The 13,219-nt window shown below is 71.6% G+C and carries 11 protein-coding genes and 1 pseudogene; 3 read left to right on the forward strand and 9 right to left on the reverse strand.

Going from position 1 to position 13,219, the window contains the following annotated elements; genetic code table 11:
- Positions 1–35: 35 nt before the first annotated feature.
- Both ACYBSK_RS20855 and ACYBSK_RS20860 read right to left on the reverse strand, forming a co-directional pair.
- Positions 36–791, reverse strand: a complete 756-nt coding sequence (locus ACYBSK_RS20855) for an anti-sigma factor (RefSeq protein ID WP_457478695.1) — start codon at positions 789–791, stop codon at positions 36–38.
- Positions 788–1,372 carry a sigma-70 family RNA polymerase sigma factor gene (locus ACYBSK_RS20860; RefSeq protein ID WP_457478696.1) on the reverse strand — a complete coding sequence of 195 codons (585 nt, stop codon included), beginning with the start codon at positions 1,370–1,372 and terminating at the stop codon, positions 788–790. Before ACYBSK_RS20860 ends, ACYBSK_RS20855 begins: the two co-directional genes overlap by 4 nt.
- A gap of 166 nt (positions 1,373–1,538) precedes the next feature.
- Between ACYBSK_RS20860 and ACYBSK_RS20865 the strand changes: the two genes are divergently transcribed.
- Complete coding sequence (locus ACYBSK_RS20865) at positions 1,539–2,192, forward strand: alpha/beta hydrolase (protein ID WP_460242829.1); 654 nt, start codon at positions 1,539–1,541, stop codon at positions 2,190–2,192.
- Positions 2,193–2,200: 8 nt separating this feature from the next.
- On the opposite strand, the gene ACYBSK_RS20870 is transcribed toward ACYBSK_RS20865, so the two are convergent.
- The 6 genes and pseudogenes from ACYBSK_RS20870 to ACYBSK_RS20895 form a co-directional block, all read right to left on the reverse strand.
- Positions 2,201–4,651 carry a GcvT family protein gene (locus tag ACYBSK_RS20870; protein WP_460242830.1) on the reverse strand — a complete coding sequence of 817 codons (2,451 nt, stop codon included), beginning with the start codon at positions 4,649–4,651 and terminating at the stop codon, positions 2,201–2,203.
- A gap of 95 nt (positions 4,652–4,746) precedes the next feature.
- Positions 4,747–5,421, reverse strand: a complete 675-nt coding sequence (locus tag ACYBSK_RS20875; RefSeq protein WP_460242831.1) for a GntR family transcriptional regulator — start codon at positions 5,419–5,421, stop codon at positions 4,747–4,749.
- A gap of 112 nt (positions 5,422–5,533) precedes the next feature.
- The gene (locus ACYBSK_RS20880) at positions 5,534–6,727 is read right to left on the reverse strand and encodes an NAD(P)/FAD-dependent oxidoreductase (RefSeq protein WP_460242832.1); all 1,194 of its coding nucleotides are present in this window, start codon (positions 6,725–6,727) and stop codon (positions 5,534–5,536) included.
- Positions 6,724–7,044 (reverse strand): bifunctional 3-phenylpropionate/cinnamic acid dioxygenase ferredoxin subunit, encoded by a 321-nt coding sequence (locus ACYBSK_RS20885; RefSeq protein ID WP_460242833.1) that lies wholly within the window; start codon positions 7,042–7,044, stop codon positions 6,724–6,726. Before ACYBSK_RS20885 ends, ACYBSK_RS20880 begins: the two co-directional genes overlap by 4 nt.
- A gap of 28 nt (positions 7,045–7,072) precedes the next feature.
- Positions 7,073–8,206: an aromatic ring-hydroxylating oxygenase subunit alpha gene (locus tag ACYBSK_RS20890; RefSeq protein WP_460242834.1), complete on the reverse strand. Its 1,134-nt coding sequence runs from the start codon at positions 8,204–8,206 to the stop codon at positions 7,073–7,075.
- Positions 8,207–8,392: 186 nt separating this feature from the next.
- A pseudogene (locus tag ACYBSK_RS20895) lies at positions 8,393–8,641 on the reverse strand (S-(hydroxymethyl)mycothiol dehydrogenase); the annotation flags it as partial.
- A gap of 339 nt (positions 8,642–8,980) precedes the next feature.
- On the opposite strand from ACYBSK_RS20895, the gene ACYBSK_RS20900 reads away from it, so the two are divergent.
- A complete protein-coding gene (locus tag ACYBSK_RS20900) occupies positions 8,981–9,778 on the forward strand; it encodes an IclR family transcriptional regulator (protein WP_457478703.1) in 798 nt (265 codons plus the stop codon).
- On the opposite strand, the gene ACYBSK_RS20905 is transcribed toward ACYBSK_RS20900, so the two are convergent.
- The gene (locus tag ACYBSK_RS20905) at positions 9,766–12,072 is read right to left on the reverse strand and encodes an FdhF/YdeP family oxidoreductase (RefSeq protein ID WP_460242835.1); all 2,307 of its coding nucleotides are present in this window, start codon (positions 12,070–12,072) and stop codon (positions 9,766–9,768) included. The genes ACYBSK_RS20900 and ACYBSK_RS20905 overlap by 13 nt on opposite strands.
- A gap of 166 nt (positions 12,073–12,238) precedes the next feature.
- Between ACYBSK_RS20905 and ACYBSK_RS20910 the strand changes: the two genes are divergently transcribed.
- Positions 12,239–13,144, forward strand: a complete 906-nt coding sequence (locus ACYBSK_RS20910) for a LysR family transcriptional regulator (protein ID WP_460242836.1) — start codon at positions 12,239–12,241, stop codon at positions 13,142–13,144.
- The last annotated feature ends 75 nt before the right edge of the window (positions 13,145–13,219 follow it).

Here is a 13,219-nt window from a genome sequence, read left to right on the forward strand (position 1 = left end):
CGTACGGCGGGCCCTTCCGCGCTCAACAGGTCCGCTCAGGCGGGGAACGGCATCAGTGCCACGGGGTCGGACGTCGGATGCTCCGAGCCCCCGGTGGGTTCGACGGTGACGCCCATGCCGGACGCGCCGTCGATGCCGCCGGCCAGCAGCACGGCCTGGTCGCTGCGGTCGGCGTCCATGACTCCGGCCGAGCGCATGGTTCCCGCGTCGTTGAACCACAGTTGGTAGACCTTGCCCTGCGGCGGATGCTCCATCCCCGCGGCGATGAACACGGCGCGGTCCTGGCTCTTGGAGACGACCACGGTGCCGCTGGCGCCGTCACCGAGGTCCGCCGAACCGGTCTTGGCGTCCGGCGCCGCGAGCACGGCGGCGATCCGGTCGTTGCCCTGCTCGGCCTGTCGGGCCTGTTCCTGGGCGTCCTGCGCGCGCTGGTGCTGCCACACCGTGGTGCCGCCGAGCGCCGCGGCGGCGGCGAAGCAGGCGGCGAGCGCCCACCGCGACAGCGCCCGGCGCCGGGTGGCGGCCGTCCGTCCGGCGCGGGTCAGGCCCGGGTCGCGGGGCGATTCCTGGCGGACCGTGGTGATGCGGCGCAGCACCTGGTCGCGCATCTCGGGGCGGGGTGTGACGGTGGCGGCCAGGCCCAGCCGGGTGGCGGTCGCGGTCAGTTCGGCGGCTTCCTGGGTGCAGGCCTCGCAGTCGGCGAGGTGTCGCTCGAAGTCGGCGCGTTCCTCGTCGGAGAGCGCGTGCAGCGCGTAGGCACCGGTCAGGGTGTGCAGGTCGGCGGTGGTCACGCGGTCACCCCCAGGCAGTCGCGGAGTCGGATGAGCCCGTCGCGCAGCCGGGTCTTCACGGTGCCCAGTGGAACGGTGAGCGCCTCGGCCACCTGACGGTAGGTCAGGCCGCGATAGTAGGCGAGGGTGACGGCCTGGCGCTGGATCTCGGTGAGGGTGCGCAGACAGCGCCGCACCTGCTCGCGCTCCAGGCGGGCCTCCACCTGCTCGGTCACATGGTCGAACTCGGGCATGTGGTCGAGGAGCGCGGCCTTGCGGTCGCGGGCCGTGGCGGCCTCGACGGAGCGCACCCGGTCGATCGCGCGGCGGTGCGCGAGGGTGAGGATCCAGTTGATCGCCGTGCCCCGGTCGCTGCGGTAGCGGGGAGCGGTGCGCCAGACCTCCACGAGGATCTCCTGCGCGACCTCCTCCGACTGCGCGAGATCACGCAGGACGGCGCGTACGGTGCCGAGGACAGAGCCCATCACCATGTCGTACACCGAGGCGAACGCAGCCTCGTCGCCGAGGGCGACGCGTCCCACCAGCGTCTCCAGGTCCGGTTCGGCTGACGGGTTTCTGCCGATGTGCACGGCTTCTTTCACGGGGCCCTCCGTGGTCGGGGAATGTCCAGTCGTAATCCGGACCCCGCAAGGCCGTGGATTGGTCGGGTCGGCAAATGATCCAGTAGACCAAACCACGGCGGGCCGGGTATCGAATGATCATTGCGGGGCGTTTCACGCGTGTGGAGTGAAGAAGTGAGGGGACCGAGTGACCAGTTCTGAGCGACGAGCAGCGGTCGTGGGCGAGGGCGGGGCGCTGATTCCGCGACGTACGCCGCCCGGGGCGCGGGCAGCGGTGGTGTTCCTGCACGGCGGCCGTGCGGACAGCCGGTCCGCGTCGAAGCGCTGGCATCTGGCGGCGCTGCGCATGCGGCCGTTCGTGCGGGCGGTCGCGTCGGCCCTGGGCGAGGACCCGGTGGCGCTGGCGGAGGTGCGCTACCGGGTGCGGGGCTGGAACGGGGCGGACGCCGACGCCCTGCGCGACGCCGAGCGGGCGCTGGGCGAGCTGCCGCGGCTCGTCGGCGACGTACCGGTGGTGCTCGTGGGTCACTCCATGGGCGGTCGCGCGGCGCTGCGGGCCGCGCGGTCCCCGCAGGTCCGGGGCGTGGTGGCGCTGGCGCCCTGGTGTCCCGAGGACGAACCCGTCGAGCAGTTGCGCGGCAAGGACGTCGTCGTGCTCCACGGCGACCGGGACCGCGTCACCGATCCGCAGGCGTCGGTGGCGTTGGTCCGGCGGGCGGTCGGGGTCGGGGCGCGGGCCGGGGTGTCGCTCGTCCCGGGCGGCGACCACGCGATGCTGCGCGACAGCGCGCGCTGGCACCGGGCGGCCGCCTCCGCGGTGGTGGATCTCCTGCGCCCGTGAGGCTCGGGTCATCGCCGGATGCGCGTCATCCCCGGGTCGAACAGCGGCTCGGCGGCCGTGACCGCGGCCACGCGCTCGCCGAAGTAGCCGATCTCCACGCGGGTGCCGGGCTCGGCGTGCTCGGCGGGGAGCCAGGCGTAGGCGAGGGAGCGGCCGAGGGTGTAGCCGTACGCGGCGCTGGTCACGTAGCCGCGGGGGCGGCCGGAGACGAAGACCGGTTCGTGGCCCATGACCACCGCGTGGTCGTCCTCGACGAGGAGGGCGGTGAGGCGGCGGGTGACGGTGTCCTTGGTGACGTCGAGGATGGCCCCGCGGCCGGTGAAGTCGCCCTTCTTCTTGCGGACGGCGAAGCCGACACCGGCCTCGTAGGGGTTGTGCTCGCTGGTCATGTCGTGGCCCCAGGCGCGGTACCCCTTCTCCAGGCGCAGGGAGTTGAAGGCGCTGCGGCCCGCCGCGATCACTCCGTGCTCCTGCCCCGCCTGCCACAGCACGTCCCACAGGCGCAGGCCGAGATCGGCGGTGGTGTAGAGCTCCCAGCCGAGTTCACCGACGTACGACAGCCGCATCGCGGTCACCGGAACGTCCCCGACGAAGGCGTGCTTGGCCTTGAAGTAGCCGAAGCCCTCGTGCGAGAAGTCGGCGTCGGTCAGCGGCTGGACGAGGTCGCGGGCGCGCGGCCCCCACACGCCGACGCACGCGGTGCCCGAGGTGATGTCGCGGACCTGCACGGTACCGTCGGCGGGCAGGTGGCGGCGCAGCCGCACGAGGTCGAGGTTGCTGTTGGCGCCGACCTGGAAGCGGTCCTCGGCGAGCCGGGCGACGGTGAGGTCGCTGAGCACGCCGCCCGCCTCGTCGAGCAGGAGGGTGTACGTCACCGCGCCGACGGGCTTGTCGAGCTGGTTCGTCGTGAGGCCCTGGAGGTACGCGAGGGCGTTCGGTCCCGTGACCTCCAGGCGCTTGAGCGGGGTCATGTCGTACAGCGCGACCCGTTCGCGTGTGACGAGTGCCTCGGCGCCCGCGACGGGTGACCAGAAGCGGGAGGCCCAGTCGCCGCGCGGGGCGATCCGTGCCACCTCGGGCAGGTCCGCGTTCGCCTCGTACCAGTGCGGGCGCTCCCAGCCGCCGCTCTCCAGGAACACGGCGCCGAGTTCGCGCTGGCGGACGTGGAAGGGGCTCACCCGCAGCGGGCGGGGACGGTTCGGCGGCTGGAGCGGGTGGATGATGTCGTAGACCTCGGAGAAGCTCTGACAGCTGCGCTCCTGTACGTAGGCGGGGGCGAGCTGGACGTCCTCGAAGCGGTTGATGTCGCAGCCGTGCACGTCGATGCCGGGCCGGCCCTCGACCATCCACCGCGCGACGGCCCGCGCGACGCCCGCCGAGTGCGTCACCCAGACCGCCTCGGCGAGCCAGAAGCCGGACACCGTCGGGGACTCGCCGATCAGCGGCATCCCGTCGACCGTGAAGGAGAACAGGCCGTTGAAACCGTCGGCGATCTCCGCGTCCCTCAGGGCGGGCAGCAGCCTGCGGGTGTCGGCCCACGCGCCCTCGAAGTCGGCCTGCGTGAAGTCCAGTTTGGAGGGCTGGTCCGGGCTGTCGGCGGGGTGCACGACGTCGTCGGGCGAGAGCGGCATGGGGCGGTGGGCGTAACTGCCGATGCCGATGCGGTCGACGAGCTCGCGGTAGTAGAGGCCCGCGTCCTGGTGGCGCAGGATGGGCAGGTTGGCCTCGGCCGACACGCTGTTGCGGCCCTTGAGTTCGGTGAGCGGTGTGGTGGTCGCGTACTGGTGGCCCATCGGGACGAGCGGGACGTCCTGGCCCACCATGCGGCCGATGCGGGGGCCCCAGAATCCGGCGCAGGACACCACGAGGTCGGCGGGGAAGGTGCCGTGGTCGGTGACGACGGCGCTGACGGCGCCGCCGGACGTCTCGATGCCGGTGACGGTGTGGTGGCCGAGGAAGGTGGCGCCGCGGGCGGCGGCGCGGCGGGCCTGGGCCTCGCCGATGCGCAGCGCCTTGGCGAGGCCGTCGCTGGGTATGTGGTAGCCGCCGAGGATGGCGTCGGGGTCGAGCAGCGGGTGGAGTTTCGCGGATTCCTCGGCGGTCAGCAGGTGGCTCTCCACGCCCCACGAGGTGAGCCAGCCGTGGCGGCGCTCCAGTTCGGCCAGCCGCTCGGGGGTGGTGGCGATCTCCAGTCCGCCGACCTGCCGGTAGCACCACTCGCCGTCGAGATCGAGGGCGCCGGCCTTCTCGACGGTGTAGCGCGCGAACTCGGTCATGGTCTTCGAGGGGCTGGTCTGGAAGACCAGGCCGGGGGCGTGCGAGCTGGAGCCGCCGGTCGCGAAGAGGGGGCCCTGTTCGAGGACGGTGACGTCCCGCCAACCGAGCGCGGTCAGTTCGTCGCTGAGGGAGCAGCCGACGATACCGGCTCCGATGATGACCACCTTGGGCTGCGAAGTCATGGGATTCCTCCGGGAGTTCAAGGGTGCGCGAAGGTGCCGGGAGAGCGGACCGGGGGGCGCGCGCCGGAGCGGGGAGGAGGAGGCCGTCCGCGGGGTCAGATGATCGAGCGGATCGCGCGCTCGAAGTTCTCCACGTGCTCCGCGGCCACCGCCGCCGCCTTGGCGTCGTCGCCCTCGATGACGGCCCGCAGCAACTGGCCGTGTTCGTGGACGTGTTGCTCCAGCCCGGCCAGACGCTCGATGAACAGGCACCAGATACGGGTGGCGAGGTTGTCGTAGGTGACGAGGGTGGCTTCGAGGTAGGGGTTGTACGTGACCGCGTAGACGGCGCGGTGCACCGCCATGTCGAGGCGGAGCAGAGCGATCTCGCCGTGCGCCGAGGCCGTCCTCGACTCCTCCTCCACGCGCGTGAGCAGCGCGTGCAGCCGTTCCCGGTCCGCCGCGGTGGACCGCTTGCTGGCGCGCGCGGCGGCGAGGGGTTCGAGTTCCTGGCGCACCTCGGAGATGTGTCCCAGGTCGGCGATCTGCACTTCGGTGGCGAAGGTGCCGCGCCGGGGGTAGGCGACGATGAGCCGCTCGGTCTCCAGGCGCTTGAGGGCCTCGCGGACGGGGGTGCGACCGAGGCCGAGTTCGGCGGCGAGACGTGCGTCGTGCACGGGTTCGCCGGGGCGGATCTGGAGGGTGACGAGCCGGTCCGTGATCTCCTGGTACGCCTGGTCGGCCAGGGTCGCTCCCTGCGACGGGCCTCCGGCGGCAGGCACAGCGGCCATCTCGCCCCTCCCTTGACGTGTCCGCGATGGGGCCTCACCGTACCGCACTCGCTCATTGATATATCAGGGGTGCGGCACGGTGGGGGCAGGGCGGCGTCGCCGGGCAAGGGCGTCATACGGCGGCGGGCGCGACCCTGTCGACGGCCGGGACCAGCGTCCGGCGCAGGCGGTTGAAGGTCTTCGCCCGGTTCATGGCGAGGACCGCGACCGGCGCCCCGCCCTCCCGGTAGAGGGCGGCGAAGGACCGGTCCTCGTAGGAGCCGTCGACGAGTTCGACCACGGCGTCCGGGCTCACGCTGCCCGCGAGTTGGATCCGGACGTCGTACTGGTCGGACCAGAAGGAAGGCGGGGTGGCGCGGGGCACGGCGGACGCGCCGGTGAGGAGGGTGCGGGCCGCGGTGGCGGCGGACTCCGCGGCGTGGGACCAGTGCTCGATGCGGGCGTGCCGACCGGTGAAGGGGTGCGGGCGGCGGGCGACGTCGCCGACGGCCACGACGTTCGGGACGCTGGAGGCACCGCCCGCGTCGCACACCACACCGTTGTCCACCCACACGCCGGAGGCGGCGAGCCAGTCGTCGACCGGCCGCGCCCCCACCCCGACGAGCACGAGGTCCGCGGGCAGCAGCCGCCCGTCCGTGAGCCGCACCCCGGTGACCCGGCCGCCGCCGCTCTCCAGGCCCGCCACCCCGGTCCCGCACAGCAGCCGGACGCCGTGGTCGGTGTGCAGGGCGGCGCACAGCCGGCCCATCTCGGCGCCCAGCTGCCGCTCAAGCGGCGTGGCGAGCGCCTCGACCACGGTGACGTCGAGGCCCAAGTGGTGGGCGGTGGAGGCGACTTCGGCGCCGATGAACCCGGCGCCGATGACGACCATCCGGGACAGACCGCTGACCAGCTCGGCGCGCAGGGCGCGGGCATCGTCGAGTGTGCGCAGCGTGTGCACCCCGGCGATGCCGTCCGTGCCGGGCAGGCGGCGGGCGGTGGAGCCGGTGGCGACCACGACGCCGTCGGTGTCGATGCGGCGGCCGCCTCCGAGGACGACCGAGGTCGCGGAGCAGTCGAGGTGCACGGCGCGCTCCCCCAACTCCCACTGCACGCCCAGGCTTTCGTACTCGTCGGCGTCACCGAGCGCGAGGTCCTCGGCCGTGACGTCGCCCTTGAGGTAGGCCTTGGACAGCGGCGGGCGGTCGTAGGGCCGGTGCGGCTCCTCCCCCACGACGGTGATGCCGCCCTCGTATCCTTCGGCGCGCAGTGACCGGACGGCGCTGAGGCCGGCGAGCGAGGCTCCGACGACGGTGATGTGCTTCATGCGGGCTCCCCTACGGTGACGTGCAGCAGGATCTGGCCGTCCTCGACGGTGACCCGGTGGGTACGGACGGGCGTCTTCGCGGGCGGGCAGGTGGGCCGGCCGTCGCGCAGGTCGAACCACGCCTCGTGCAACGGGCATTCGACGTAGCAACCCTCCAGGAAGCCGTCGGCGAGCGAGGCGTCCTGGTGGGTGCAGGTGTCGTCGATGGCGTACACGATGCCGTCGGCGTTGAACAGCGAGACGGGGACGGGTACGCCCCGGGTCACGCGGACGGACTCGCCGGGGGGCAGGTCTTCGATGCGGCACACCGGGATCATGGGGAACCTCCGCTGGAACGAGGGGTGGTCAGTGGTCGTGCTGTGTGCCGAGCCGCGCCTGGAGCCAGGCGTGGAACTCTCCGATGTGGTGTTCGCTGGGGACGAGGACGCCGCCCTTGGAGTAGGCGCGCGAGCCCATGGCGGGCTGGGTGCGTTCGCAGGCGTCGAAGTCCTGCTGGTTGACGCGGTGGAACAGTTCGACCGAGCGCTCGACGTCGGCTCCGGCGTCGACGACGTGCGGCAGGTACAGCCAGTCGCACTCGACGACGGTGCGGTCGTGGGCGAGGGGGTACATGCGGTGCAGGATCACGTGGTCCGGGACCAGGTTGATGAACACCTGGGGGCGGACGGTGATCGCGTAGTAGCGGCGGTCCTGGTCAGCGCCGACCGAGGGGATGCGGTCGAGGCCCTCGGAGCCGTCGACGGTGAAGCCCCTGGCCTCCTCCGCGAACTCGGCGCCGTGCCCGACGAAGTACTGGGCCGCCAGGCCGTCCTTGAACTCGGGCAGGACCTCTGTGAGTTCGGGGTGGATGGTGGCGCAGTGATAGCACTCCATGAAGTTCTCGATGATGAGTTTCCAGTTGGCCCGCACGTCGTACCTGATGCGCCGGCCGAGGTGGAGGTCGTCGATGGTGTAGTTGCCGATGGCCTCGGCGGCGCCGAGCCGATCGGTGACCGCGCCGATCACCTCGTCCTCGAAGGGCGCCGGGTTCTCGGCGAGGCACACCCACACGTAGCCGAGCCATTCGCGCACGTGCACCGTGACGAGGCCGTACTCGGTGCGGTCGATGTCCGGCATCGAGGTCAGGTTGGGGGCGGCGACCAGCTTGCCGTCGAGCCCGTAGGTCCAGGCGTGGTACGGGCACTGGAAGGTGCGCCTGACCTCGCCGGACTCCTGGGTGCAGAGCGTGGCGCCGCGGTGCCGGCAGATGTTGAGGAAGGCGCGCACGGAGCCGTCGCGCGAGCGGGAGACGAGGACGCTCTCCCGGCCCACCTGATGGGTGCGGAAGCTGCCGGGCTTCGCGAGGTCCGCCGACCGGGTCACGCAGAACCACATGGTCTCGAAGACGTGCTCCTGCTCCCGCGCGAAGATCCGCGGGTCGGTGTAGTAGTCGCCGGGCAGCGTGGAGATCAGGCTCGGGGGCAGGCGCGTGATACTCATCAGATGTCACCTCGGTGGATGTCGTGCGGACATGCGGCAGGTGCCGAAGCGATGCGAGAGGTGCGGTGCGGGAGGGGACGCGCGGGGCCCCCGGGCTCAGAGCGTCACCACTGAGCGCGGGACGTCCCCGCGGCGCATGGCCTTGAAGGCGGATTCCACCTCGTCGAGGCCGATCTCCGCGGTGACGAAGGCGCCGATGCCGAGCGCGGGCGAGAGCACGGTGCCGTCGAGGAGGGTCATGGGCCGCGCGGCGTTGCGGGTGTCGGAGCAGTACCAGGGGCGGCCGCGCCGGCAGGCCCGGCAACCGTGGCAGACCCCGCAGGCCCGCACCCGTACCAGCGCCTCCCCGGGGGCGGGCTCCGGGACCAGGGTCGTCTCCACGGCGACGGGGGCGCCCCGCTTGGGGGCGACCACTGCGCGTACCTCGTGAGTCACGGTTGAGCTCCTTGAGGAGTCGTTCGAGCGAGCCGAACTCTGTTGCGCATGAAGAACCTTGACGCGTTCTGCGCAACGCCCAAACTGTGGGCTTCGCCGACGGCGACTGTCAAGGGGGTTCCGGGACGCCGACGGCGAGAACCGGCCCGTGGGCGCATGACTCCCGTGACCCCGGGTAGCAGCAGCCCGTGCCCCCGGGGTACGGGAGTGGCAATACGGGTGGTGTGGGCCCGAATTCAGGAGGCGTCACGTGATGAGGACGACCATGCGCACGGAGCCGAAGAAGCGCTTCCGCATCGCCCTGCCGTCCGCCGACGGCCAGCACCTATAGTCGGCGCCATGAGAAAGCGTGACGCGGACAGTGAGGGAACGGGATCGTCGGGTACCGGAGTGCAGTCCGTCGACCGCGCGGTGAGCGTTCTGGAGATTCTCGCCCGGCGCGGGGAAGCGGGCGTCAGTGAGATCGCCGCGGAAATCGACGTGCACAAGTCGACGGCCTTCCGTCTGCTGGGCGCGCTGGAGGCACGCGACCTCGTCGTGCAGTCGGGCGACCGGGGCAAGTACCGCATCGGGTTCGGCATCGTGCGCCTGGCCAGCTCCGTCACCGACAACATCGACGTGACGCAGCAGGCCCGCCCGTTCTGCGAGCAGTTGGCCGAGGAGTTCGGCGAGGCCGTCAACATCGCGATCCTCCAGGAACATTACGCGGTGAATGTCCTCCAGGTCCGCGGACCGATGGCGGTCAGCACGCACAATTGGGTCGGTCAACTCACCCCGATGCATGCCACATCGAGCGGAAAGATACTTCTCGCCCATGTTCCGGAGGAAGAGCGCGCGGAAATGCTCGCGGCCTCCCACATGAAAAGAATGACACCGCACACCCTGACGGCCAGAACCAAACTGGAAAAGGATCTGGCGCTGTCGCGCGAGCGCGGATATGCGGTGACACTGGAGGAATTGGAACTCGGGCTGCACGGAATGGCGGCGCCCATCAGGAACGCGCAGGGCGAGGTGATCGCCGCGATCAGCGCCTCGGGTCCCGCCTACCGGTTCACCGAGGAGCGGATGCACGAGCTGTCCCCCACGCTCCTGAGGAGCGCGCAGGACATCAGCCGGAAGATGGGCTACCTGGACTGACCGGCGCCCGCGGCTCCGGCCGGTTCCAGCCGTACGACGACCGCCTTGGACGTGGGGGTGTTGCTCTGGTCGGCGACGCTGTCCAGCGGGACGAGGACGTTCGTCTCCGGGTAGTAGGCGGCGGCCGAGCCGCGCGGCGTCGGATAGCCCACGACGCGGAACGCGGGCGCCCGGCGTTCGGTGCCGTCGGTCCAGACGCCGACGAGGTCGACCAGGCTGCCGTCCGCGATACCGAGTTCGTCGAGGTCGTCCGCGTTGGCCAGGACGACGCGCCGCGCGCCCTTGACGCCCCGGTACCGGTCGTCCATCGCGTACGGAACGGTGTTCCACTGGTCGTGCGAGCGCAGGGTCTGGAGGATCAGGTGGCCGGGCGGCGCGGTGAGGCCGGTGAAGGTGTTGGCGGTGAAGACGGCGGTGCCGCTCGCGGTCTGGAAGACGCGCTTGTTGACGGGGTTGGGCAGGTTGAAGCCGCCCGGTGCGCGCACCCGCCGGTTGAAGTCGTCGAAGCCCGGCACGACGCGGGCGATGCGCTCGCGCACGGTGTCGTAGTCGTCCTCGAACTCCCGCCAGGGGATGCCGTACCGGTCGCCGAGGGTCCTGCGGGCGAGGCGGCTGATGATGGACACCTCGCTGAGCAGCGCCGGTGAGGCGGGCGTGAGGCGGCCCCGGGTGGCGTGCACATCGCTCATGGAGTCCTCGACCGTCATGAACTGCTCGCCGCCGGCCTGGACGTCCCGGTCGCTGCGCCCGAGGGTGGGCAGGATCAGCGCGGTGTCGCCGCAGACGGTGTGCGAGCGATTCAGCTTGGTGGAGATGTGCGCCGTCAACCGGCAATTGCGCAGGGCCTGTTCGGTGACGTCGCTGTCGGGGGTGGCCCGGACGAAATTGCCGGCGACGCCGACGAACACCTTGCCCCGGCCGTCGCGCATGGCCCGGATCGCGTCGACGGCGTCGACGCCGTGCCGGGTGGGCGGGGCGAAGCCGAATTCCTTCTCCAGGGCGTCGAGGAACGACTGGGGCATGCGCTCCCACACGCCCATGGTGCGGTCGCCCTGCACATTGCTGTGGCCGCGCACCGGGCAGACACCGGCGCCGGGGCGGCCGATGTTTCCGCGCAGCAGAAGGAAATTGACGACTTCGCGGATGGTGGGGACGCCGTGCTTGTGCTGGGTGAGGCCCATGGCCCAGCACACGATGACGCTCTTGGAGGCGAGGACCTTGCGGTGGACCTCCTCGATCTCCTGGCGGGTGAGGCCCGTGGCCCGGCGGACCTCCGCCCAGTCGAGTCCGCGGATGTTGTCGGTGAAGACTTCGTAGCCGCAGGTGTGGGCGTCGATGAACTCGCGGTCGAGGACGGTGCCGGGTGCCCGGTCCTCGGCCTCCAGGAGCAGCAGGTTCAGCGCCTGGAAGAGGGCGAGGTCGCCGCCGGGGCGGATCTGGAGGAACTGGTCGGCGATCTCGGTGCCGCGGCCGATGACACCGCGCGCCTTCTGCGGGTGCTTGAAGCGCAGCAGCCCCGCCTCGGGCAGCGGGTTGACGGCGACGATCCGCCCGCCGCGCCGCTTGGTCTCCTCCAGGGCGGTCAGCATGCGGGGGTGGTTGGTGCCGGGGTTCTGGCCGACGACGAAGACCAGGTCGCTGTTGTGCAGGTCGTCGAGGCTCACGCTGCCCTTGCCGATGCCGAGTGTCTCGTTCAGCGCGGATCCGCTGGACTCGTGGCACAGGTTGGAGCAGTCGGGCAGGTTGTTGGTGCCGAAGGCGCGCGCGAACAGCTGGAGCAGGAACGCGGGCTCATTGGCGAGCCGCCCCGAGGTGTAGAAGAGCGCCTCGTCGGGATCGTCGAGGCCGTTGAGCTCGTCGGCGAGCAGTCCGAGCGCGCCGTCCCAGCCGATCGGCTCGTAGTGGTCGCTGCCCGGGTACTTGACCATGGGCTCGGTGAGCCGGCCCTGCTGGTTGAGCCAGTAGTCGGACCGCTGTGCCAGCTCGCTCACCGGGTGCTCGGCGAAGAAGTCGCGGGTGACGCGGCGCGTGGTGGCCTCGTCGGCGATGTGCTTGGCGCCGTTCTCGCAGTACTCGTTGCGGTGCCGCTTGTCGGGCGCGCCCTCGGGCCAGGCGCAGCCGGGGCAGTCGATGCCGCCGTCCTGGTTGATGTTGAGCAGGGTGAGGGCGGTGCGCTTCGGGGAGGTCTGGCTCAGGGCGTACTGGAGGGCGTGGGCCACGGCGGGCGCTCCGGTGGCCCAGGTCTTGGGCTTGCTCAGGGAGAGTTCCTCATCGGGCTCTTCGATGGCGCGCACGCCCATCACCTCTGCGTCTGTCGTGTCCCGGGAGCCGACACGCCCCCGCCGCCCAGCATTCGTCGGCGCGCGGCCCGCGGTCAAAGCGGAAAGTCCGATCGTTGATAGGCAGCTACGATCACGGGTGCGCGTGGTCCGCCGACGTCGGCCGGGAAAGGGGTGGAGCGTGCTCCTGCGCCAGCTCGAATATCTCGTGGCCCTCACCGGCACCGGTCACTTCGCGAAGGCCGCCGAGCAGTGCTTCGTGTCCCAGCCCACGCTCTCCGAGGGCATCCGGAAGCTGGAGACGGAGCTCGGTGTGCCGCTGGTGCGCCGCGGCAGGCGCTTCGAGGGGCTGACGGCGGAGGGCGAGCAGGTCGTGCTGTGGGCGCGGCGGATGCTCGCGGACCGCGACGCCATGCGGGCGGGGCTCGCGGCGCTGCGCGAGGGGCTGAGCGGGGAGCTGCGGCTCGGCGCCGTGCCCACGGCGGTCGGCGCGGTCGCCCTGCTCACCCAGCCGTTCGTGGCGGCGAATCCGCACACCACGGTGAACGTGCAGGCGGACCTCCAGGGCGACGACATCGTGCGCCGGCTGCGCGCCTTCGAGCTGCACGGCGCGGTGTCGTACCACTCCCGGAGCCTGGATCTGCCGTTCGTGCCGCTGTACCGGGAGCGCTACGTGGTGCTCACCCAGGAGGATCCGGACCGGCGGGCGCGGGAGATCAGCTGGGCCGAGGCGGCGGCGCTGCCGCTGTGTCTGTTGCATCCGCGGATGCTGGGGCGCCGGGTCCTGGACGACGTGTTCGCCGAGCTGTCCCTGTCGGTGGCGCCGCGCGTGGAGACCGACTCCATCGCCTCGCTGATCGCGCATGTGCGCACGGGCCAGTGGTCGAGCATCATTCCGCACACCTGGCTGCACGTCTTCGGCATCCCCGCCCAGATGGAGGCGGTGCCGCTGCACGGCCCGCGGCGCAGTGCGCGGATCGGGCTGCTGCTGCCGCCGCGCGATCCGCTGTCGGTGATGGAGCAGGCGCTCGCCGACCTGGCCAGGGCCTCGCGGATGCAGACCGTTCTGGACGTGCTGCCGGGCTGACAACTGGGCGCCCACGGGCGCCGGTTGCCGCCGCTCTGTCTCCCGCGGACGCTGACGCGGACACCATTGACGCGC

The organism is Streptomyces sp. BYX5S, from assembly GCF_054724165.1.

Excerpts from the sequence above, each read along its gene's own strand:
- ACYBSK_RS20880 (WP_460242832.1), bottom strand. The coding sequence starts at position 6,727 with ATGAAGCACATCACCGTCGTCGGAGCCTCGCTCGCCGGCCTCAGCGCC.
- ACYBSK_RS20875 (WP_460242831.1), bottom strand. The coding sequence starts at position 5,421 with ATGGCCGCTGTGCCTGCCGCCGGAGGCCCGTCGCAGGGAGCGACCCTG.
- ACYBSK_RS20890 (WP_460242834.1), bottom strand. The coding sequence starts at position 8,206 with ATGAGTATCACGCGCCTGCCCCCGAGCCTGATCTCCACGCTGCCCGGC.
- ACYBSK_RS20885 (WP_460242833.1), bottom strand. The coding sequence starts at position 7,044 with ATGATCCCGGTGTGCCGCATCGAAGACCTGCCCCCCGGCGAGTCCGTC.
- ACYBSK_RS20900 (WP_457478703.1), top strand. The coding sequence starts at position 8,981 with ATGAGAAAGCGTGACGCGGACAGTGAGGGAACGGGATCGTCGGGTACC.
- ACYBSK_RS20870 (WP_460242830.1), bottom strand. The coding sequence starts at position 4,651 with ATGACTTCGCAGCCCAAGGTGGTCATCATCGGAGCCGGTATCGTCGGC.